General features: G+C 48.2%; 17 protein-coding genes. 15 read left to right on the top strand and 2 right to left on the bottom strand.

The window, feature by feature from the left end; all coding sequences use genetic code 11:
* Window positions 1–2: 2 nt before the first annotated feature.
* Window positions 3–1,091, top strand: coding sequence for a sensor histidine kinase (locus GWR21_RS05295; RefSeq protein WP_162330730.1), 1,089 nt, complete (start codon window positions 3–5; stop codon window positions 1,089–1,091).
* Window positions 1,063–1,770 carry a LytR/AlgR family response regulator transcription factor gene (locus tag GWR21_RS05290; protein WP_162330729.1) on the top strand — a complete coding sequence of 236 codons (708 nt, stop codon included), beginning with the start codon at window positions 1,063–1,065 and terminating at the stop codon, window positions 1,768–1,770. Before GWR21_RS05295 ends, GWR21_RS05290 begins: the two co-directional genes overlap by 29 nt.
* Here the strand turns inward: GWR21_RS05290 and GWR21_RS05285 are convergent, their stop codons facing one another.
* Window positions 1,771–3,222, bottom strand: coding sequence for a S8 family peptidase (locus tag GWR21_RS05285; RefSeq protein WP_162330728.1), 1,452 nt, complete (start codon window positions 3,220–3,222; stop codon window positions 1,771–1,773).
* Window positions 3,223–3,433: 211 nt separating this feature from the next.
* On the opposite strand from GWR21_RS05285, the gene GWR21_RS05280 reads away from it, so the two are divergent.
* On the top strand, window positions 3,434–4,633 hold the full coding sequence (locus GWR21_RS05280) for a GTP-binding protein (protein WP_162330727.1): 1,200 nt from the start codon (window positions 3,434–3,436) through the stop codon (window positions 4,631–4,633).
* Window positions 4,634–4,876: 243 nt separating this feature from the next.
* Window positions 4,877–6,565 (top strand): CocE/NonD family hydrolase, encoded by a 1,689-nt coding sequence (locus tag GWR21_RS05275; RefSeq protein WP_162330726.1) that lies wholly within the window; start codon window positions 4,877–4,879, stop codon window positions 6,563–6,565.
* A 9-nt stretch (window positions 6,566–6,574) separates the two neighbouring features.
* Here the strand turns inward: GWR21_RS05275 and GWR21_RS05270 are convergent, their stop codons facing one another.
* Window positions 6,575–6,706, bottom strand: a complete 132-nt coding sequence (locus tag GWR21_RS05270) for an alanyl-tRNA synthetase (RefSeq protein WP_162330725.1) — start codon at window positions 6,704–6,706, stop codon at window positions 6,575–6,577.
* Window positions 6,707–6,855: 149 nt separating this feature from the next.
* On the opposite strand from GWR21_RS05270, the gene GWR21_RS05265 reads away from it, so the two are divergent.
* From GWR21_RS05265 to GWR21_RS05215, 11 genes are all read left to right on the top strand, one after another.
* Window positions 6,856–7,458 carry a phospholipid scramblase-related protein gene (locus GWR21_RS05265; RefSeq protein WP_162330724.1) on the top strand — a complete coding sequence of 201 codons (603 nt, stop codon included), beginning with the start codon at window positions 6,856–6,858 and terminating at the stop codon, window positions 7,456–7,458.
* Window positions 7,459–7,622: 164 nt separating this feature from the next.
* The gene (locus tag GWR21_RS05260; RefSeq protein WP_162330723.1) at window positions 7,623–8,225 is read left to right on the top strand and encodes a chemotaxis protein CheB; all 603 of its coding nucleotides are present in this window, start codon (window positions 7,623–7,625) and stop codon (window positions 8,223–8,225) included.
* A gap of 78 nt (window positions 8,226–8,303) precedes the next feature.
* Window positions 8,304–12,215, top strand: coding sequence for a CheR family methyltransferase (locus GWR21_RS05255; RefSeq protein WP_162330722.1), 3,912 nt, complete (start codon window positions 8,304–8,306; stop codon window positions 12,213–12,215).
* A gap of 274 nt (window positions 12,216–12,489) precedes the next feature.
* The gene (locus tag GWR21_RS05250; protein ID WP_162330721.1) at window positions 12,490–12,915 is read left to right on the top strand and encodes a carbohydrate-binding protein; all 426 of its coding nucleotides are present in this window, start codon (window positions 12,490–12,492) and stop codon (window positions 12,913–12,915) included.
* Between the two features lie 543 nt (window positions 12,916–13,458).
* Window positions 13,459–16,719 (top strand): SusC/RagA family TonB-linked outer membrane protein, encoded by a 3,261-nt coding sequence (locus GWR21_RS05245; RefSeq protein ID WP_162330720.1) that lies wholly within the window; start codon window positions 13,459–13,461, stop codon window positions 16,717–16,719.
* Between the two features lie 12 nt (window positions 16,720–16,731).
* Window positions 16,732–18,579, top strand: a complete 1,848-nt coding sequence (locus GWR21_RS05240) for a RagB/SusD family nutrient uptake outer membrane protein (protein ID WP_162330719.1) — start codon at window positions 16,732–16,734, stop codon at window positions 18,577–18,579.
* A 544-nt stretch (window positions 18,580–19,123) separates the two neighbouring features.
* A complete protein-coding gene (locus GWR21_RS05235) occupies window positions 19,124–20,422 on the top strand; it encodes a PQQ-dependent sugar dehydrogenase (protein WP_238430202.1) in 1,299 nt (432 codons plus the stop codon).
* Window positions 20,423–20,424: 2 nt separating this feature from the next.
* A complete protein-coding gene (locus tag GWR21_RS05230) occupies window positions 20,425–20,862 on the top strand; it encodes a c-type cytochrome (protein WP_162330717.1) in 438 nt (145 codons plus the stop codon).
* Between the two features lie 119 nt (window positions 20,863–20,981).
* Window positions 20,982–21,917 carry a bifunctional helix-turn-helix transcriptional regulator/GNAT family N-acetyltransferase gene (locus tag GWR21_RS05225; protein ID WP_162330716.1) on the top strand — a complete coding sequence of 312 codons (936 nt, stop codon included), beginning with the start codon at window positions 20,982–20,984 and terminating at the stop codon, window positions 21,915–21,917.
* Window positions 21,918–22,037: 120 nt separating this feature from the next.
* Window positions 22,038–22,232, top strand: a complete 195-nt coding sequence (locus tag GWR21_RS05220; RefSeq protein WP_162330715.1) for a hypothetical protein — start codon at window positions 22,038–22,040, stop codon at window positions 22,230–22,232.
* 20 nt (window positions 22,233–22,252) lie between these two features.
* Window positions 22,253–24,094, top strand: coding sequence for a glycoside hydrolase family 76 protein (locus GWR21_RS05215; protein ID WP_162330714.1), 1,842 nt, complete (start codon window positions 22,253–22,255; stop codon window positions 24,092–24,094).
* Window positions 24,095–24,115: the final 21 nt, after the last annotated feature.

The raw sequence follows: 24,115 nt of genomic DNA, 5'->3' as shown, positions 1-24,115 counted from the left end.
TGATGAATAGTTTCCGCAAATATATTTTTCCCGGTCTTTATGGCCTGACAACCTATCTCAGTATCCGGCTTCTGCTGGATACTGTGACTGGTATGAAGTTCTGGGAAAGGCCCCTTCAGATGAATGTACTGGAGTTCTCCCTGTCTTTCCTGAGCGGATACCTGCTTATTGGCATGCATCACTGGTTGCACCGGTATTTTGATAGACATTGGAGTGATGATGCTGATTATCGTAAAAGGGTGCTAAAGGAACTTGGCGTGATCACTGTGGCTACGATCATATTTCAGAACTGCACACTGACGCCCTGGGCTGCATTGACAGATGATGGTCTGCAATGGTATGACGTGGCAGATATCAACGTGATCCCGCTGTTATATTCGCTGATCTACTATGGGTTCAGCCGCAGCAATAATTTTCTGCAGGCCTACGTAAGCAATAAGGTCAAATTGCAACAGGTGATGAATGACCAGTTACAGGCAGAACTGAAGTTCCTGAAGGCACAGCTGCATCCGCACTTTCTCTTTAATGCGCTGAACACGATCTATTTTCAGATGGATGAGGATGTGAATGCTGCCAAGAAAAGCGTGGAGCAGTTCTCAGAGTTGTTGCGATACCAGTTGTATGACCAGCAGCAGACAGTCTCCATCCGCCATGAGATCCAGTATCTGCACAGCTTTATCAACCTGCAGAAAGTAAGGGCGTCCGATAAGCTGGTATTAAATGTGAGGTTTGATACCGCACTGTACGAGCAGGAGGTCTATCCACTGCTGTTGTTCCCGTTGGTAGAAAACGCTTTTAAATACGTAGGAGGTGAGTATTGGATCAATATTGCTGCATCACTGGAAAACAATACCGTCCATTTCGTCGTTGAGAATGCTGTACCTGAGATCACTATGACAGCCGGGGTAGGAGGTATCGGACTGGAGAACCTGCGTCGTCGTTTGCAGCTGCTATATCCGGGTAAACATAGTTTTGATGTCAGCAGAACAGCACGTACTTTTAGGGCGGCCTTGTCTATACAGCCAGAACTGGTTGCTTTACAAACAGTAACAACAGAAGAAGATGAAGATAAGATGCGTCATCACGGATGATGAACCCTATGCAAGAAAAGGATTACAGGGATATATCAGTCAGATAGATTTCCTGGAGCTGGTGACGGTGTGCGAAAGCGCCGTTGAGTTAAATGCCTTCCTCAAAAAGGAACAGGTGGACCTGCTATTCCTTGATATCGAGATGCCCTATCTTTCCGGCATTGAGTTACTGAAAACATTGGCAGATCCGCCCAGGGTTATCTTCACCACCGCATATGAAAAGTATGCGATGCAGGGCTACGAACTTGAAGTGCTGGACTATCTGCTAAAGCCCGTTTCTTTTGAGCGGTTCCTCCGTGCGGCTAATAAAGCATTTGATTATTTCAGTCTGCAGGAACAGGCAAAACCTCAGCAGGAGTACTTCTTTATTAAAGTCGATAGTAAACTCGAAAAGGTCGTTGTAGCGGATATCCTGTTTGCCGAAGGCATGGAAAATTACATTACTATCTATACCCGCGGGAGAAAGATGATGACACATCTTACACTCAAAATGCTTCAGGAAAGGTTACCGGCCGACAAGTTCATACAGCCCCACAAATCCTATATCGTGGCAGTTGATAAAATAGATGCGATAGAAGGCACTATACTGACCCTGGCAGGTTATCAGGTGCCCGTTTCCCGTTATCAGAAGGAGGAGCTGATGGAAAAAGTGCTGCAGAACAGGATACTGAAAAGATGATCAGAACCCCACAGCAGCAGCTGCATTGATCACTCCCCAGCCGAACTTACTGCTCCTGTTGCCGGCAAATCCGGAAGCCCGGGCCATCCTGGCAACAATACTGTCGCGTGGGTAAGCCGGATATTTACTCCATACCAGCGCCGCTATCCCTGCACAGCTGGCCGTAGCTACAGAAGACCCACCTACCGTAGATGGTACATCTCCCGTCATGGCAATGGTTAGCGGATTTCTACCAGAGGATCTTTGCATGACGATCGCGAAATCAACCTTACTGCCGGTATGGCAATTATCACACCTGTCTTTCAGATTGTCCTTCATACCGGTGACCGCTATCACCTGCGGCTGATTGGCCGGAAATATAACTCCTACAAAGCCCGCAAAGAAGGAGGTAGAGGTACCGGCAGCACAGAACATCAGTTTCTGTCTACCATATGCATAGACGAGGGCATCCTTGATCTGCCCGGAGCTGAAAATAGTTCCCATGCTCATACTGATGATCTTTACGCTGGGATCATCCGCTCCCAGCACGTAGGCACTGGTGACACCATTGATCGCGGCAGTGGAAAGCAATACTACATTTTCAGCAGCATGCACAATGGCCAGGTCACAGTTGTAGGCAATACCAGCCGTATTGCCATCTGTTCCCCGTGGTCCGGCCAGCACGCCAGCCATACTGGTCCCATGTCCGCAGAGATCATCCGCACTGCTGTTGTAAGTGCCCAGTTTCTGTATGGATCGTCCCCCGGACAGTCCCTGGTTGAATGCGGTACCCAGATTCTCCTGCTGCGGACTCACCCCTGTATCAATGATCATCACCTTGATACGCTGTCCGGTGGATTGCTGCCACGCCTGTTCTATACGGTGGTAACCATAGTTCCACGACATCTTTGCAGCAGGGGAGATGACGGTATAATCCGTGCCTGCTACCAGATCCGCCTTTGCACTGTTGTAACCACAGCCGGAGGCCAGTATATCGGAAGCGGCGGTTGCATCTTGTTTACTGACATCGTTCATATATTCACCATAACCAACAGGTTCCACATAGCGTACCTTATCAGATGAACGTAATGCTTTTACCGCTGCATAACTGCTCACACGTACCTGTGTGAATCGAAGTTTCTTAGCAATAGCATTTTGGGATATATCAGTGGCGGTTTTCTGCCCAGCCAGTTGCAAGACTTCCTGCACACTACTATTGGCTGCATAGCCTACCGACAGGATACTATCTCCATGCAGTAAAGCACTCCATACCATTGTATCACTGGCCATTTTCCAGTCAAAATAACCATATGTGTCCAGTTGCTGGTGTACAAATGCGTTAATGGCCGGTTTGGGAATGATCGTTTCGGGGTCTGGCTGCGCAGCAGGAATGGAATAAGATGAGTCAGTTTTCCGACATGAGATGAGAAGCACAAACGCCAGTCCCACCATCACGCAATACACGGTCTTCATATATTTTGGTTTTTGTGGTTAACAATAACATGCGTCTATAATTTACGATTTTTTCCCGAGGATAACAAATCATTTCAGGCATTTGGTTTTATCTTAAAATGCTATACATTTGCAACATTGATGCAAATAATATGTGCGGTATAAAACATGCCGCTATCCGCTGCCATCGGCCTTTTGGCCGGTACGGCCCTTTTTTGTAATAACTATAAATATGACAACGAACAGATTACCTGTTACGGTGCTGAGTGGCTTTCTCGGCGCCGGTAAGACGACTTTGCTTAATCATGTCCTGCACAACAAACAGGGCATGCGCGTAGCTGTCATCGTCAATGATATGAGCGAAGTAAATGTGGATGCGCAGCTGGTTAAAAACGAACATACGCTTCACCGAACGGAGGAAAAACTGGTAGAAATGAGTAACGGGTGTATCTGTTGTACGTTACGTGAAGACCTGCTCCTGGAAGTAGAACGCCTGGCAGGGGAGCGCCGTTTTGATTACCTGCTGATAGAGAGCTCCGGCATCAGTGAACCATTACCCGTAGCGCAGACATTCACCTATCAGGATGAAGCAACCGGCACCGATCTCAGTAAACTATCCCGGTTAGACACCCTGGTCACCGTGGTCGATGCATTCAACTTTATCCGTGACTTCAGCAGTATAGAGACACTGCAGGAGAGGCAACTCACCGATATGGAAGGGGATAGCAGGACGATCGTTAATCTGTTAACTGACCAGATCGAATTTGCGAATGTCATCATCCTCAATAAAACTGATCTGATCAAAGCAGCAGAACTGGGTATGCTGCAGGCTGTCATTCGGAAAATGAATACCGGCGCCCGTATTATCACGTCGGCATTCGGAAGGGTGGATCTGCATGGCATTCTTAATACCGGCCTCTTTGACTTTGAAGTGACCAGTCAGCAGGCCGGATGGATAGAAGAACTAAACAAACCTCACCATACGCCGGAAACGGAAGAATATGGCATCAGCAGCTTTGTGTACCGCAGCCGCCGGCCTTTTCACCCGGGACGTTTCTGGCATTATCTGAATGAGCAATGGCATGCAAATATCATCCGTAGTAAAGGCCTCTTCTGGCTCGCATCCCGTAAAGATGATGCATTGAACTGGAGTCAGGCGGGTGGTAGTTTACGGGCAGAACGTGCGGGTATGTGGTGGGCCAGTATGCCTTATAAAGACAGGATCAGCTACCTCTCTTTTCTGGATAATAAAGAAGAAATCGAAAAAAGATGGGATAAACATTTTGGCGATCGTCAGAATGAACTGGTGATCATTGGACGCGAACTGGACAAAAATACTATCGTAAGGGAACTCGAAGATTGTCTGTGTAATGACTCAGAGATTGCAATGATGGAACGTGGGGACATCTTTAACGACGAGTTCCCGCTTTAAGCAACCTGACAGATATCATAAACGGAATGGGGCTGGTCTTTTGGCCGGCCCACATTGTGTCTCCGGGTAGTTCCGCCTGGCAGGCACTACCACACGGATAAGGCGAACCCTCTGACCTTCCTGCACAGGATCAGCTCTTGTTACTGGAAAGTATGACACTTCTCTTATTTTTATTATATTGGTGTACCCTTAACCCGGATCAACACCATGCGAAAGAACCCTGTAATAATCCTACTGACCTTTTTGCTCTTATTTAGCAGCCTGCTTTCCGCGCAGTCCAAACGATATGTGATTGACAGTACCCTGGAGATACCGCTGAAAGATGGTACTGTCCTAAGCTGTATGCTGCTGTACCAGGAAGGTGCTGCGCTGCCTTTGCCTGTCGTATTGAGGGCCAACTGTTATCCGTCAAAATCCGACACGATCAGGGCGCAGTATGTGGCAGATAGCGGGTACGCAGGTGTCTTCGTATATAACAGGGGCAAATCCCGTTCCGGTGGTAGTTTTTATCCGATGGAGAATGATGCGGCTGACAACTACGAGGCGATCGACTGGATCAGTAAGCAACCCTGGTGTAACGGTAAGATCGGCATGTACGGGGGATCGTACCTGGGCTTTGCCCAGTGGGCCACTGTTAAAAATATACACCCTGCACTCAGGACCATCGTGCCGCAGGTTGCCGTAGGGCCAGGGGTAGATTATCCCAATCCTGGTGGCATCTTTCTGACCTACATGCTGCAATGGCTGAAATACGTACGTAATAACCATTATCTCGATGATGCTACGTTCTTTGATCAGGAAAAATGGAGTTCTCTGAATAAAGAGTACCTGCTGAGAGGCTTGCCTTTCAGTGCGCTCGACTCCCTGGAGGGAAGCGGCATGGATACCATCTTCCAGCGATGGATCATGCATCCGGGTAATGATGACTATTGGCAGAAAATGACGCCGACCCCGGAGGAATTTGCCCGTATCAATATTCCTATCCTCTCTACCACCGGTTTCTTTGATGACGACCAGCGCGGGGCGATCTATTATTACAATGCACATCATACCTACGGCACCGCCGCGGCCCTGAAGGATCATTATCTTTTCATCGGGCCGTTCGACCATGGCGGCGGACAGGGTGGTAAACGCAGGGACACGATTGCCCCCTATATTATCGATAAGGCAGCCATGGTAGACCAGAAGCAGCTGGTGCTGGATTGGTTTAACTATACCCTGAAAGGTGGCCCGAAACCGGCCTTTCTGCGGGACCGGATCGCTGTTTTTGCAATGGGAGAGAATAAGTGGCATTACTTCCCTTCAGTGGAAAAGATGAACACGGATACCCTGTCTTTCTATCTGCCAGCCAAACCTGAAGAGACCATGACAAAAAGGAAAAGAGGGGGGAGGAAACCACTGGTGTTCTCTTTCGATGCGGCAGATACGGCTGACGATACACTGACCATCTATGACGCCAACAGCGCTGTTATTACAGAAGCCATGTTCAGCAGGAAACAGCTGATCACACTTGCCACACCGCCATTCGATAAGGACCTGATCCTGAATGGGAGTATCAGTGCAGAACTCTGGATGTCATCCGGCACGCCCGATGCGGACCTGATGCTCAGCTGGTGGGAGGTGGACAGTGAAGGTAAACGCTGGCCGCTGGCACATACTGCGCAACGGCTGTCGCTCAGTATTGATAAGGCGAAGCCAAGCTACTGGAAGGAGAACGAGATCTATCATATTACATTGAAAGAAGGGGCCTGGATGTGTAAGCAGATCCGGAAAGGTAGTCGTATTGTAATGACCATTAGCCCGGCCGCCAATCTTTACTGGCAGAAAAATTACGGCGCAGCGAAAGATGTAAGTCAGCAGACTTTACTGGATGCCCTGATGCACGAATTGCGTTTTTACCCGGAATCTCATATCAATATACCTGTCATGTAGCCGGGGGCGTTACTTCATAAGATAGTAGCCCAGGATCAGCCATGCAAGGCCCTTCACCAGGAAGAAGATAAATCCCCAGAAGCCTATACGTTTTAGCCATAAGCGTAGCTTGGGTCCGGATGGGGTAGCGCGTTTTTCCATAGTCTTGATAAATCGGTGCTGCTTACTGCAATTTAAGGAATGTGCGGACGTTCCCGAAATATCAATTGAACAGATTTCTTAAAGCTGTTGATATTCATACTTTTTTGTATATATTTGCGCCATTCTATAACCAGAACTTGATAAACCTAATGGGACAAACGAAATTACCCGAGTTTTTTCAGTACGACGATTTCTTCATTGATGAAAAGGTGGGTTTGCTGAAATTTGCGAACGCCTATAAAGTATTTAATCAGGATGGTCAGCAGATAGGTAACATCCGCCAGGAAGTGCCGCTGTTCCACAAATTCCTCCGTCTTTTTCTCAGCAAGGCAATATTTCCGTTCACCCTGAATATTGCAGATGCCAATGAGCAGGTTGTTGCCTCTATCCACCGTGGCTGGACATTCTGGATGTCCAAAATCGAGATCCGTGATATGAATGGTGTGCCTGTTGGTGGTATCAAACAGAAGTTTAAATTCATGAAACCCCTGTTTCATATCCTCGATGCCAATAACGAAGTACTGGCAGAGATCAAGGGTGACTGGAAAGCATGGAATTTCAAGATAGTAGATAAGAATGACAGGGAACTGGGCGCTATCACCAAGAAATGGGCGGGTGCGTTCAAGGAAGTGTTCACTACTGCTGACAAATACCGTGTGACAATCGCGCAGGAGTGTCCGGAAGACCTGAATAAAATGGCGATCGTTGCAGGCGCTATCACCATTGACATGGTGCTGAAAGAGTCTAAATAACAGCGAAGATAGCTGTAAGGGGATGGTGCATGAAAGTGTACCATCCTTTTTTTTTGCGGAAGAACTGCAGTAAGTCGATTCGAAGCGATCCATTCACGTGGCCTGATATTTGACGAGGTTGCTTTTAGGAAATCACTGTTTTCGTCCGATAAATTGCACAACATATGGAAATCATTAGATCACAACCGGCTTTCTGCGTTGGCATTGGCTGCTCGGCTGGCGGGTTGGAATCGGTGTGTGAGTTTTTTCAACAAGTCGTGGAAAAAACAGGTGTTGCCTACGTGGTCATACCACATCTCACGCCCGAATACAAAAGTCGCTTCGGTAGTATTTTAAGCAGATATACCCATATGCCCGTTCACCGGGTAGAGACTGACATGCAAATGGAACCTGACCATGTGTATGTCCTCATAGAAGGCAAAATGATGACCACGGAGAATGGCTGTCTCAAAGTCAGACAGCGTTACGCTACTGAAATCATTAATCGTTCTATCGATATTTTTTTTCATTCCATGGCCAATGCGTTTCAGGAGAACGCTATTGGTGTTATCCTTTCCGGGATGGGTGTAGACGGGATCGAGGGCATTAAGGCAATAGAAGACTACAATGGACTGGTAATGGTGCAGGATCCGGCTACTACCGAATTTAACCGCCTGCCTCAGATGGCCATCAATAAAGATGATCCGCACGCCATACTGCCTCCCGGGGATATCGCCCGTTTCCTGATGAGATACCTCGGTAGCTATCAGCAACAGGAGTTGAGTTGATTTAATTTTTATATATTATCTTTAGCAGTCCTAATAGTGTAGGAAGAATAAAACCAGACACGAACTAAAGCTGTTTGTATGCCAGATACACATTCTGAAGGGGAGTTGAACAGAAGGCGATCTGGTTCTATACCCAATGCAGCATTAAAAAGCATATTGACGATCTTATCCGAGTTTTCAGGAGTGGACTTTCTGCAATATAAGATTTCCACCATCACCAGAAGGCTTCAGCGAAGAATGTCACTTGTCAATGTTCACAGATTTGAGGAATATCTAACGTTCATAAAAGATAGTGAGAACGAGCAGAATGTCGTTTATGCGGACCTGCTGATCCACGTATCCTCTTTTTTCAGGGACGAAGGCAGCTTCGAATATCTGCTCAGGTTCATATTGCCACAGGTAGTCAGACAATCCCGTGAAAAGGAGGAACAGGTACGTATATGGGTCGCCGGTTGCGCCACCGGTGAGGAAGCGTATTCTCTCGCCATGTGCCTCTATGAACTGATGGGGGACGAAAATTTTGCCAGTAAGGTGAAGATCTTCGCTACTGACCTTTCTGAGGCTGTTATTGCTACTGCCCGTAAGGCCGTATATTCCAGCACACAGGTAGCCGGTGTATCCCCCGAGCGACTGGAACGTTTCTTTATAGAAGTAGAGCAGGGATATGAGATCTCCGGGATCATCAGGGATGCCTGCGTATTCGCCTGTCACAACATGCTGACAGACCCGCCTTTCGCGAAGCTCAATCTGATCAGTTGCAGGAATGTGCTCATTTATATGCAGCCGGTGCTGCAGAAGAAAATGCTCAGCATCTTTAATTACGCACTGACCGACCGCGGCTTCCTCTGGCTGGGTAAGTCCGAAACCAACAGATCTCCCGATCTCTTTGAGATGCCCTCAAAGAAAACAAAGATCTATCTTAAAAAGAATGTAGATAAATGGACGCTGAGGAATGCGTTCCCGACTAATAAAAAAATAAAGCATATGACACCAAGCTTCGACCAGGAGAGGGATGACAATGTAGATGCACAGAAAGCGGCCGACAGTATTATACTTTCGATGTATGCACCGTCAGCAGTGTTGCTTAATGAAAAACTAGACATCATCGAATTCAGAGGTGTTACCATGCAGTTCTTCGAACATGGACCTGGTAAAGCCAGTCTGAACATCCTCAAGCTCGCCCACAGAGATCTTGTGCATAGTCTCCGGAGCGCCCTCAGTCAGGCACAGTCCACCAGGAGGAATGTTCGTAAGGAGGGCCTGACCATTACTACGGCTGGCGGCTTATTAGGCGTTTCATTTGAGATCGTGCCGATCAGCAACCTGCATGAAAATTATTACCTCGTTATCTTCAATAACCAGCCAAATGAAGTCGCCGCTGGTGAGCTGGTACCCCGCAGGGTAGACATGGCGGAGACCGCTGATGAAAAGAACCTCCGCATCTTCCAGCTGGAGAAAGAAGTGCAGCGGTATAAAGAAGAGCTCCGCGCTGTCGCGGAAGCTTACGAGGCCACCAATGAAGAACTGCAGTCAGCCAATGAGGAGCTGAAAAGTCTTAATGAAGAACTCGAAGTCTCCCAGGAAGAATTACAGGTCATCAACGACGAACTGAGTACCCGTAACAACGACCTGCTGGAACGTAACAATCAGCTCAATAATGCCCGTCTCTATGCGGAGTCCATTGTCAATACCGTACATGAATCGCTGCTGATCCTTGATACCAATATCCGTGTGGTCAGCGCCAACGCCTCCTTCTACCGCGCATTTAAAATGGAACGGAAGGAGACGGAAGGCAAACTCCTGTACGAACTGGGAAATAAACAATGGAATACCTCCGATCTCCGGTCATTGATGGAGAACCTCATGACCTCGAGAACGCCGTTCTCTAATTATGAGCTGACATATAAATCTCCTGCCAATGGTCCACGCACCATCATGATGAACGGGCAACTGATCACTTCACAGGACCTGAAAGAAGAACTGATCCTTATCGCTATAGAAGATATCACAGAAGTAAGAGAAGCGAGAGAACGCATCGCCCGTAAACAGGAACTGGTGCGCACGAACGAAGAGCGTTTGCGCTTAGCACTGGAAGGCACCCGCACCGGTACATGGGACTTTAACCCGATCTCAAAGGAACTCCTGCTGTCGGACAGAAGCCGTGAACTGTTTGGGATCACGTCAACCACTCCGCTGGAGTTTGACAGTTTTATTAAAGAAATTCTTCCTGCTGATGTACCTGCGGTACAGGCCCGTATCCATGCAGCACTGGCCGGTAAGGACAATGGACAGATCAATATCGAGTTCAGGATCAACCTTGCAGATGACAAGATGACCTGGGTCTCCTGTAAGGCGCAGGTATTCTTCGATGCCCATGGCAACGCCATCCGTGTACTGGGCGTAGTGACCGATATCACAGAAAGTAAACTGGCCGAAAAACATCTGCAGGATGTCAATAACCGCCTGAACTTCGCCCTTCAGACCGGTCGTCTTGGTTCCTGGGAACTGGAACTGGCCACCGGTATCATCAACGGGAACGATCAGTTCAGGAGTAACTTCGGCCTTTCTCCCCAGTCTAATTTCACGCAGGAAAAGCTGCTGGCACTCATACTACCGGAAGATGCCCAGCGCGCAGAGGAAGCAATGCAATATGCATTGAATAACCGCTCACTCTACGTAGAGGAATACCGTATCCGCTGGCCGGACAATTCTGTTCACTGGATCGCAGCGACCGGGCAGGGTGTCTATGAAGAAGATGGTTCTGTAAAAAAGATGATCGGTGTCACTGCCGATATCACGGAACGTAAACAGGCACAACTCCACCTGCAGCAAAGTGAAGCCTACTTCAGAATGATCGCCGACACCGCACCTGCCATGATCTGGATCGCAGAGAAAGACGGTTCCTTCTCCTTTTTTAACAAGGCATGGCAGAAGTATACCGGACGAGGGCTGGATAGAAATAAAGATAACGGCTGGTATGACATCATGCACCCGGAGGATATCGATAAGTGGAAGATCAACTTCAGCCGCTCTTCCCGCGACAGGAAAAATTTCTATGCGGAATTCCGCCTGAAACGTCACGATGGTACCTATCACTGGCTGGCATGCTCGGGTATCCCAAGGTTTAATTCGCAGGATGAATTTGTCGGATTTATCGGCGCCTGCACAGATATCGATGATCAGAAGATGGTGGAAGATGCGCTGGAAAGAAAAGTGCGGGAGAGGACCATCGCACTGGAAGATGCCAATATCAACCTGTCCAAAAGGAACCATGAACTGGAACAGTTCGTATTCATCACCTCCCACGACCTGCAGGAACCGCTCAGAAAGATCCGGCTGTTTGCCGACATGCTGGAGAGCGTGAAACCCGGTACGCCCAGTAAGATCGACACGGCGCAGTATCTCAGAAAGGTGAAACAGTCCGCTATCCGCATGTCGGACCTCATCAGGGATCTGATCGCCTACTCCCGTCTCGAACTGGGTGAGAATGCCTTCCTGCCGGTAGACCTGAATCAGATCGTGGCTAATGTTATCGAAGACTTCGAACTCCTCGTAAAAGACAAGAACGCCATCATTGATATCAACGAGCTGCCTGTCATCGATGCGGTACCGCTACAGATGAACCAGTTGTTCTATAACCTGATCGGTAATGCCCTGAAGTTCTCCCGTCCGAACGCAGCATGCCGTATCACTATAACAGCGCATAAGATCTCTGACGCTGAGATGAGCGACCTGCCTTCGCTCTCCAAAGGACCATCCTATTTCAGGATCATTGTGGCTGACAATGGGATCGGGTTTAACCAGACGTATGCGGATAAACTATTTGTCATCTTCCAGCGACTGAACCAGAAGGAAAAATTTGAAGGGACAGGTATCGGTCTCGCCCTCTGCCGTAAGATCATGGATATTCATAATGGTGATATTCAGGCATTTGGTGTGGAACATCAGGGGGCAGCCTTCCATATCATCATTCCAGAGACACAACAATAACTTCATGCAGGTAGCACAATAGAAGTGCATTCCCGGCGTACTATACTAACGGCAAACGGCTCTCCCGGCAGAGTCGTTTGCCGTTTTCAGCATTATATAAACACGGTCGGTTTAACCTGCTGGGAATCAGCCTATATTATTATTGGAATTTTTAATATAAATTTGCGTAATTTTTCGACCTAATTAGTATTTTAGACACCTGGTCGGTATCTTCAAAAGGTACCGGACCGATTGAAGAACTATGAGGCCTATCCTATGTCTTTTTTTCTTACTTGTGCAATTGATTGTCCGGGGACAAACGGCCGCACCACCGCCATCTGCAGCACCTGCTCCGGCAGGTACGACGCCGCCGGCGCCAATGAGGAAAGGAGACTTCCAGACAGAATTTAAAATGAAATCCGGTAGCTACCTGGGCTTTGGCCAGGTGAACCTCGGTATGGGTGAAATTGGATTTAAAGTAGTCGTATTCTGCCAGAATAAGGAGAAGAAGAACGGCAGACTCGAGTTTCGTATTGACCGCCCCAAAGGAAAGAAAAGCAAACGTATTGGTACATTGAAGATACCGTTCACCGGCGACACCACCTATGCGCTCAAACTGGTAGGTAACCCCAAGTATTCCAATGGCATACATGACCTCTACCTGGTGGCAAAAGGGAACCCTTTCAGCATTACTTCCATTCAGTTCGTACAGGATTATTAGGCAGTGACCTGCATATATAATCCATAATAGATAGTTGCGGGCTGCATTCTCAACAGGAATGCAGGCACTGGTCGTTCGCGCCTGTCAGATAAATGATCCGCCTGCTGCCAGTACCAGATAGTCGCCCCCGGTGCCAATCAGTATAAGCGTACCTGTCGTATAGGCGACAGCTGTGTAGTGAAGTGCCCTGTAGGTCATGTACGAACGGATGATGACAGGGGTGAATCATATGCATTTTCACTTTACTCTGACCGCAGTATGTTAAAAGAAATATAAAAGTTAATTTATTTTTTCTATTTTAGGTGTGAAATTGACACGTGAGATCTTAGCGTTATGAAATCAGGCTGCACACTGCGTAAACAAGAACCTATGTAGTTGTATTGTGCTTTAGACCCGCTACCATATATTCTTTAACTAGTATAAACCACGTTTAATAATGAGAACCAGTAATAGCGTCTGAAACGATGATGTTCCGGCATCTGTTAGTACAGCCAAAATCAGGCGGTTTGTAATCAGCCTTTATTAACCACACAAATCAAACGTATGAAAAATGTAGACCTGTTGAAGGTCAGGCATCGGTATGCCTGGCAGTCAGCTCTATTGCGCATGAAATTCACCCTGCTGCTTTTTTTACCTGCCCTTTATCCGCTCGCTGCGGTGGCAGATGGTTATCACACCTTATTTTCTGTTCTACAGGATATTACACTGAAAGGAAAGATCGTTGATAAAAATAAAGAACCAATCATTGGCGCCACTATCAAAGTGGTTGGCACTTCAAAGGGGACTACCACATTACCGGACGGTACTTTTACTTTAAGCGTAGCCAATGGCGCTCAAATCACCATATCTGCAATCGGTTTCCTACCACAAACACTCACTGTTAATGGCTCCGCTCCATTGACCATTACACTCGACGCTGATACCAAAGGTCTCAGTGAAGTAGTTGTCGTAGGATATGGTGCGCAGAAAAGAGAAGCCGTATCCGGTTCCATTGCAACGGTAAAGGGTGCTGACCTCGTAAAATCTCCTGCTACCAACCTGTCCAACTCCATCGCTGGCCGTATGCCCGGCGTCACTGCCATGCAGAACAGTGGTGAACCTGGTGCGGATGGTTCTTCACTCCGTATCCGTGGTTCCAATACACTGGGTAATAATGATCCGCTCATCGTAATTGATGGTGTGGCCGGCCGTAGTGGTGGTCTGGAACGTCTGAACCCCCAGGACATCGAAAGCATTTCCGTACTGAAAGATGCCTCTGCTGCGATCTATGGTGCGCGTGCGGCAAACGGTGTTATTCTCGTAACGACCAAACGCGGTAAAAGTGGTAAACCACAGCTCTCTTACTCCTTTAACCAGGGATGGTCACAGCCGACCACTATTCCCAAAATGTCCGACGCGGCAGAATACGCGCAGCTGCGTGATGAGCTAAGTCTCTACAGGGATGTGCCTGGAAGGGAATGGACCACTGCATGGGATACCTACAAACAAGGCGGTTCCTACACATCTCCTACCACCAACAAGAAATGGGATGTTGCGTTCGGTCCTTCTGAAATCGATAGATTCCGTAACAGCACTGATCCCTGGCTATACCCTAATACGGACTGGTATGACGCTACATTTAAGACATGGGCGCCTCAGTCCAATCACAGCGTACAGGTTTCCGGTGGTAGTGAGAACATGCGTTACCTGACCTCCTTCGGTTACCAGTCGCAGGACGCTTACTACAAGAAATCTGCTACCGGATACGATCAGTATAGTCTGCGTATCAACCTGGACGGTAAGATCAATAAATATGTGAACGTTAGCGTAGACATGTTAGGCAGACAGGAAGACCGTAATTATCCTACCCGTTCCGCTGGTGACATCTTCCGTATGCTGATGCGTGGCAAACCAACAGAGCCCGCGTTCTGGCCTAACGGATTACCTGGCCCGGACATCGAATATGGTAACAATCCTGTCGTTATTACGACCGATCAGACCGGCTACGATAAGGACAAACGTTACTATGTACAGACCAGTGCGCGCCTGGATATACAGATCCCTGGTGTAGAAGGACTGAAGCTGAGCGGTAACGTCGCATTCGATAAATATATCAAACGTACCAAGAGATGGATGACACCATGGTACCTCTATACATGGGATAAGAAATCCTACCAGGACGATGGTGTTACACCCGTACTCGTGAAGAGCAAACGTGGTACTGATCAGGCTACCCTCAACCAGGGCGATGAAGACCAGAGTAATATTCTGCTGCGTGGATTGCTGACGTACGACCGTACATTTAAGAAAGATCATACGCTGAACTTCGTATTCGGTATTGAAAGAGAAACCGTACACTCTGACAACTTCAACGCCTTCCGCAGATACTTCATTTCCTCTCTCATCGATCAGATGTTTGCCGGTGGTGACGCGGAAAAAGATAACGGTGGCTCCGCCTGGGATCGTGCCCGTCTCAACTACTTCGGTCGTGTGGCGTATAACTATAAAGAGAAATACCTCGCTGAATTCGTATGGCGTAATGATGGCTCCTATATGTTCCCATCTTCTTCCCGTTTCGGGTTCTTCCCGGGACTGATGCTTGGCTGGCGCGTATCAGAAGAAGGCTTCTGGAAGGATAACGTGAAGTTCATGAATTACCTGAAACTTCGTGCTTCCTGGGGTAAACTGGGTAATGACCAGGTATACTTCGATGATAACAATGACGGTACGCTCACCTTACAGGAATATCAGTACTATTCCACCTATGGATTCAGCAGTTATATCCTCGGTGGCAATGTCGTAAAATCCCTGTTCGAGGCACGTATCCCGAATCCATATATCTCCTGGGAGGTGGCCAATAACTACAACGTCGGTGTGGATGGAGCTTTCCTGAACGGTAAGGTTTACTTTGAACTGGACGCGTTCATGAATAAACGTTCAGGCATTCTGGTGAGAAGGAATGCATCTGTACCACAAACTACCGGTATGACCCTGCCTGCTGAAAATATCGGTAAGGTAGATAACAAGGGTTTTGAGTTCCGTGTGGGCTACAACAGTACCATCGGTACTAAATTCCGTTATGATGTAAGCGTGAACGGTGGTTATTCCAAAAACAAGATCGTGTTCTGGGATGAAGCACCTGGCGCCCCTGTCTGGCAGCGCTCTACTGGCAAGCAGATGAACACCAACCTGTATTACGAATACGATGGCGTGTTCAGAGACTATGCTGAAATTGATAAGAATACGATCGATTACTCTGCATTGACCAATAATCTCCGTCCCGGTGATATGAAGTTCAGGGATATCGACGGTAACGGAAAGATTGACGGTGATGATAAGATCCGCTATGGAAAAAGCACACAGCCTACATTCACCGGCGGTCTGAATATAAACATGCAATACGGCAACTTCGACTGTGCCATCCTGGTACAGGGTGCTACCGGCGGCGCTTTGCATATCAACACAGAATCAGGTGAGATCGGCAACTTTACAAAAGATTACTATGATCATCGCTGGAGCCCTGATAATCCAAGCAGCGTTGACCCGCGCGTAAATGACCGTAATGATACATACTGGGCGAACGGTAACACTTACTGGATCCGCAGTACGAACTATGTACGTCTGAAAAACCTGGAACTCGGCTACAGTATTCCTGATTTCCTGAAGAAAAGATCGGGTATCACTAATCTGAGGATCTATGCAAACTGTTTAAACCTGTTCACGGCTAATAGCCTGAAGATCCTCGATCCGGAATCCATAAATGGTAACGGTCAGTACTATCCGCAGTCAAGGGTATTGAATGCAGGTTTCAATTTAACCTTTTAAATCATCAGCATCATGAAGCAGTTATTGAAGAAAATATATATCAGCATTGGTGTTGCGGGCGCTTTTACCATCGCCGCCTGTAACACTGATTTCCTGAATACAAAGCCTCTCGGCGAAGCAACAAAGGATGATGTGTGGCAGGACCAGGCATTGACGGAGGCTTTTGTGAATGAAATATACAATGGTCTGAGCAGTGGCGGTTTCCTGGAAACAATGCTTTCCTCCGCTACCGATGAGACCATGTTCACGCATAACTACGGTATGAAGAACATGGGGGAAGCTACGATCAGTCCTACCGACGCTGAATATGTCACCAACCGTGGTACCTTCCAGTGGGGCGAGATGTACAAGCGTATCCGCGCATGTAACGTCTTCTTTCAGAATGTCAGCAAGGTGCCTTTCGATAAACAGACCTCCGGTGAACGGGTAAAGGGAGAAGTCTTCTTCCTGCGTGCTTATTTTTATCACCAGCTGGTACGCGCCTATGGTGGTGTGCCACTGATAGACGTTGTGTATACACTGGATGATAAAGACTACACCATCGACCGGGGTACCTTTGCCGATTGTGTGGACCATATCGTAAAGGACTGTGATTCCGCCGCCTATTATCTCCATGGTAAAGATGGCAATATCGTTAAGGGGCGTGCGACAGAGGGTGCTGCCCTGGCACTGAAGTCCCGTATCCTGGTATATGCTGCAAGTGACCTGCATGATATCCCAACGGCTAAAACTAAGTCAAACATCATTGCTGCGGCACAACATCCGGAGGTACTGGGTTACACCAGTGGCAGCCGTACTGAACGCTGGCAGCGTGCGAAGGATGCTGCTAAAGCAGTCATGGACCTGGGCCGTTACTCACTGGCATTCCCAACACCTGCTACACCGGAAGAAGCCAGCAGCAATTATCAGCAAATGTTCCTGAAGGATAATACCGAGAGCATCTTCTCCCGTTATTTCCTCAACGCGAAATCGGAAGCCGGCGGACAGATCGGGCTGTATAATGGTCTGAATGGTTATCATAACTGGTCAGGTAATACTCCTACGCAGCTGCTGGTTGACGACTATGAAATGAGCGATGGTACGCCTTTTAACTGGGGCGAGGCAGCGCATAAGGCCAATCCTTACCGTAACCGCGATCCGCGTTTTTATGCCAGCATCCTGTATGATGGTGCTAACTGGCGTCAGCGTCCTACGGACGTGGCAGCGAAAGATCCGGCCAACCAGGCGCAGACAGGTGTATACGAAGTATGGGACCCTGAGCAGTCAAAGATCATCAATGCTCCTGGTCTCGATACGAGGCAGGGGCCGGTAGAGAATTGGAATGGCAGCTTCACCGGTTATTATATGAAAAAATTCATTGATCCGAATGTGGATGCGCAGTATTTCCGTCAGGAAGTACCTTATCCGTTCTTCCGCTATACTGAAGTACTGTTCAACTATGCAGAAGCCTGTATCGAACTGGGTCAGGATGCGGAAGCCCGTAATTACCTGAATATGATCCGTACCCGGGCAGGTATGCCTGGTTTCACCGAGTCAGGTGCCGCCCTGAAAGCCCGCTTCCAGCGTGAGAAGGAAATAGAAATGGTGTTTGAAGAGCAGCGTTTCTTTGACGTACGCCGCTGGATGATCGCACCTGCTACAGTAGGTCGTGCCCTGCGTGGTATTAACGTGGTGGGTAAACTGAAGCCAAACGTTAAAGTGACGCTCTATCAGCATGATGAGGCGAATTATGATTATACTTATACTGCCGTGACCCTGGTTAATGAGAACAGGATCTGGCTGGATAAGATGTATTTCATGCCGCTTCAGCGCGATGAGATGAACAGAAATAATAAACTGGTCCAGAACCCTGGCTACTAGTTACCGCTCTGGTTGTTTTGATGAGAAAAAGGCAGGAGGTTGTAATGACTTCCTGCCTTTCTTTTTAAGGGCTGAACGCCCTTTTTTTATGTCCTGAACGGCTCACTTTCAGGGTACCAAGAGGACACCAAAAGGTCACTTCAAGGGCACTTCAATATCCCCTGGATATTGAAGTGCCCTTGAAGTGACCTTTTGGTGATGTATTAGTGCGCATTTAGTACAAAGATCAGGAGCCGTTCAGCTGGTCGGCCGAAAGCGTCCAAAAGACGTGTCTGGTAATGATCTGGCGGAGGCATTGGCCGCTAATGACCGGGAGACATGTGCCGGGGTCAGGCTGTCCCTGATCAGGTATCTCGAGAAAGGGATCTGGGGTTGACCAGCGGCGATCTTATGCGGGGGGGCCGGCACGGTCAGGGGCAGGCCAGATATCTCAAAAAATAGTGGTATTGTATCCGCCTGGAGACGTAGCAGGCAGCATTTTCCCTGTTAGTTTTCGTAATTTTCCACCGGCTTTATTCTTCATTAACACAATCTCGATATGCCGATGCAAACAACAAGCAAGGTATTACTGATGTCTGTCATTGCCATGACAAGCATCGCCTCCTCCGTATTTGCAGGTGGTCCTGGTAAGCCAGGCGCCTCAGTGGTGAAACCGGATGCCGACAACGCCGGCCTGAAACTGCCTGCCGGCTTTGGTGCACTCAAGGTGGCCGATGGGCTGGGCCGCACGCGTCACATTGCCGTGGCCGGTAACGGTAGCATCTACATCAAACTGGACAGGGCAAAAAATAACAATGGCATCTTATTCCTCCAGGATAACAACGGTGATGGCAGGGTCGATAAGCAAACCGCCTTCGGTAACTACGGCGGTACAGGTATCTATCTGAAAGGCGATTACCTGTACGCCACGTCTAACACGGCGATCTACCGGTATAAAGTGGATGCACAGCAACAGGTGACGGACCCGGAGCATCCGGAAACAGTGGTTAGCGGACTGATTGACCGCAGACAGCACGAATCCAAATCAATTGTGCTGGACGATGCGGGCAATATTTACGTGAATGTCGGTGCGTATTCCAACTCCTGTCAGACGCAGGACCGAACAGCGGGTTCCATGGGTATGCAGCCTTGTCCTGTACTCGATTCTGCCGCAGGCATCTGGCAGTTCCGGGCAGATAAACTGAACCAGGTGTACGGTGATGGCGTGCGGTATGCCACTGGTCTGAGGAACGTAGTAGGACTGGACTGGAATAAATCACAGCAGCAGCTTTTTGTTATGCAGCATGGCCGTGATCAGTTACACGACCTGTTCCCTGCATTGTATTCCGAAAAACAATCGGCCGACCTGCCCGCGGAATGTATGTTTGCCGTGAAACAGGGGTCTGACTGCGGATGGCCTTACATCTACTACGATCAGTATCAGCAAAAGAAAATGCTGGCACCAGAATATGGCGGGGATGGTAAGAAAACGGGTGGTGAGAATGCGGAAGATCCGGTAGTCGCCTTTCCGGCACATATGGCGCCTAACGGCTTACTGTTCTACACAGGTACACAGTTCCCGGAGAAATACCGGAACGGTGCTTTTATTGCATTTCATGGCTCCTGGAACCGTTATCCTGAAGAGCAGGCCGGATATTATGTGGTGTTCGTACCGTTTAAGAATGGGAAGCCTTCCGGTAAATGGGAAGTGTTTGCAGATGGTTTCGCCGGCAAGGGGCCAATAAAGAACCCGGGTGATGCGGCTCATCGTCCGTGCGGACTGGCACAGGGACCGGATGGTTCACTGTATGTAACAGATGATGCGAAAGGAACCGTTTACAGGATCGTTTATAACGCAAAATAAGTATGGGCAGATGGATAGGGGCGGTGATGCCATTGCTGATAGTTGCATTATCAGTGAACGCACAGGTAAAGAAAACGGCGGGTACTAAAACCGGTGGCACTTCGGCCGCACAGATCGCAAAAGGAAAGGTGTTATACCGGCAGTATTGTATATCCTGTCACCAGGAGAATGGGAGCGGGGTACCCCGTATGAACCCACCGCTGATAAAAACGGAATACGTACTGGGCGATAAGGTACGACTGATCGGCGTGTTGCTGAAGGGACTGAACGAAGAGGTGGAGATCAACGGGGAATACTACTCGAATCCGATGCCTTCACAGGCAGCATTAAAAGACCAGGAGATCGCGGATATCCTGTCGTATGTCAGGAACAGCTTCGGGAACAAGGCCAGTACCATTTCAGCCGCCGAGGTGACGCAGGTACGGGCTACCATAAAGTAATATAACACAAAGAATCTGAATATCTTAACAGCGACAGGCACCCAATGTGGGTAAATGTCGCTGTTTTTTAATTGCTTTTGTCAAACAGATTTTTAACATTTGCGGAAAATTTTAGGGACATGTCAGTGAATCTTGAAGTGGTGCGGGAGGTTAGTGAATTCAATAATTATTACAACAGCCTGGCGGAGTTATTAAACAGGCATTTGGCAGACAACAATCTTTCGTTATCTGCATTAAGGGTACTCAGGAAGTTAAAAGAAGAGGAAGAGCAATGCACGGCAGGAAAACTGATTGCCAATTTAGGTATTGACGGCGGATATCTGAGCCGCATCCTTAAATCATTTGAAATGAATCAGCTGATCGCCAAACGTAAGTCCAACCTGGACGGACGTACCTGGTACCTGCAGCTGACAGCGAAGGGAGCGAAGTTGCTCGAAACGCTGGAAGAAGGCTCCGCAGCACAGGTCAACAAACTGCTGGAACCCGTTCCGGCAGAACAGCAGGTGGCACTGGCGGGAGCGATGAAGACCGTGCGTCACATCCTCTCTGATGACGCCAGGATATCGCCGGAAGATATCACCTACAGACGTGACCTGCAGCCGGGCGATGCTGGTTTTATCATGCACATGCATGGCTCCCTGTATGCAAAGGAAGCAGGGTATAACCTGGAGTTTGAAACACATACCTGTAAGACCTTCTATGAATTCCTGGAAGCGTATAACTCTTCTAAAGATCAGGTATTCCTGGCAATGCATGGCAATCAGATCATAGGTTCCATTGCGGTGCTCGGGCATTCGCGTTATGCTACCCAGTTACGCTGGTTCCTGGTACATCCGGATTATCGCGGTATTGGTATCGGACAGCGCCTGCTGACGGAAGCCATTAATGCCGCTAAAGAAAAGCTGTTTCAGAAAATTTATCTCATTACGACCAGTCAGCAGGTAGCAGCGACATCTATGTTCAGAAAGAACGGTTTCCGCAAGTCGGGCGAAAAGCATATGCCTATGTGGGGGTTGCAGCTGACAGAAGAACGGTACGAGATTGATCTGGTTTAAGCAGGGGGTACATGAATTTGTTAACCCCCTCTTGCTTTATTTAAAATATTTGAATATTTTTATTACGCTGTAGTTCTATCCAGGGTAACATGTAGTCATCATTACATAAAACCCTTTTCAATGAAGTATCCATTCATTCTTCATTATCTCTCTTCCATTTACAAACAATTGTTCGGCCGCCTGTCTGAAGGCAGCGGTGTGTTTTATTACGTAACCCGTCGGCTGACTGACGGATTGCCGGCTGTTCCTTCCACGTTGCGGCGGCCGGCGTTGCATTTCCACGCGTCATACAGTTCTGTTACTCATTTATACTGATCCTTCAAAACCTTTACAACATGAGATCACTTCTACAAGTGGCCGTACTGCTGCTATGCATGCAGCTCTCTTCATTCGGCCAGCTCGCTAATTTCAATTCCACGGCAGAAGCGCTGCAAACAAGTATGTATAACACTTTCGGTGTGCCAAACAATAATTATTGGTGGTCCGCTAATGGTGTACATGCATTGACAGACGGCTATATGCGTACCCGTTCCGAAACTTACAAGACCCGTATGAAAGCCTTGCTGCTCGGTACAAAGAGCGCAAACGGGAATACTTACATCAACTATTTCTACGACGACATGGACTGGATGGGCATTGCAACTTTGCGTGCCTGGCTGGCAACAGGAGACATTGAGTATTATAACGTCGCCACGCAGTTATGGGCCGACATCAAGGGAGGTTACAGTAATGGGGCCATCGACTGGAACAAGGGTTGCGCAGGATGTAAGAACTCCTGTACCAATGGTCCCGCCATTATCCTTGGAGCAAGACTGTATCAGATAACAGGATCAGCTGCAGACCTTCAGCTCATCAAAGACATCTTCACCTTTATGAAGAACAACCTGGTAGATCCTGTGACCGGCGCCGTATGGGACAACATCAATCTCAATACCGGCGTAACTAACAAAGACTGGATCTTCTCCTACAATGTAGGTACGTTCATTGGTGCTGGCTGGGAGCTGTACAAGGTAACGGGAGATGCATACTATCTGAATGAGGCGGTCAAAACGGCCAACTATGCTATGAATTCCAGACGCACGAACGGGATGTTCTTTGCGAATGAAGATGGTGGCGGTGACGGCGGATTATTCAAAGGCATCTTTATCCGCTATCTCGCGGAACTGGCCAGGGAAGGTAATGTGCCTGCGGCTACCAGGGATGCGTACAATGAGGCGATCCGCTTCAATGCGCAGACCCTGAAGACCAGTGGCATTAATCCTGCTACTAATCTTGTGGGTACGGTGTGGTCACAACAGCCATCAGGCAGTACGGATTATTCTACCCAGCTGAGTGGTGTTATGCTGGTAGAAGCGGCCGCATTACTGGACCAGTCGTTCTTTTACAAGGACATTAACTACGGTGGCAGTTACTGGAGCTTAGGCGTAGGTAGTTATAATACCGCCGCGTTACAGGCAAAGGGGATCAACAACAATGATGTGACAGGATTCTCTATTCCTACCGGCTTTAAGGCAACACTATACAAGAATGATAACTTCACCGGTGACAACCTGGTAGTGACCAGTAACAGTCCGTGGATAGGCGGCCCATGGAATGATAGCGTATCGTCTATCATTATCAGTTATACCGCCGGCGCTTCTTTCTTCAAGGACTGTAACTATACAGGGGCAGTGGTGAGTTTGCCAGCGGGCAACTATACCCTGACGCAGTTACAGGCGAAAGGCATACTGAATGACGATATTTCTTCATTGCGGGTGAGCAATGGCTACCAGGTGATCTTGTACGAAAATGACAATTTCGCCGGTACGAGTGTGACCGCTACAAGTGATAACAGCTGCCTGGTAGCACAGAACTTCAATGACAAGGCTACCTCTATCCGTATTACAGCCACCGGCGCAGCACCTGCTATTAATACGACCGCCAGGGTGAACGAGGAGGAGCGCAGTCTGCTGAAAGGCGTGACACTATATCCTAACCCTGCCGGCAATACGTTGTATCTGAAAACATCATTGAATATCACCGGCTCAGACGTAACGGTGGTGGATGTGACAGGTCGTGTGGTGCTACGCAGTCGTTTGACTACCAATAATTTAGATGTATCACGCCTCCATGGTGGCGTATATTGGATCACGATAGTCAAGGATGGCAAAAAAAGTACAATTTCTTTCGTGAAATAACTTGTTGTAACAGAATTGTAT

It is taken from the genome of Chitinophaga agri (assembly GCF_010093065.1).
Taxonomy (GTDB): Bacteria; Bacteroidota; Bacteroidia; order Chitinophagales; family Chitinophagaceae; genus Chitinophaga; species Chitinophaga agri.
This window is presented reverse-complemented; position numbering and strand designations above follow the sequence as displayed.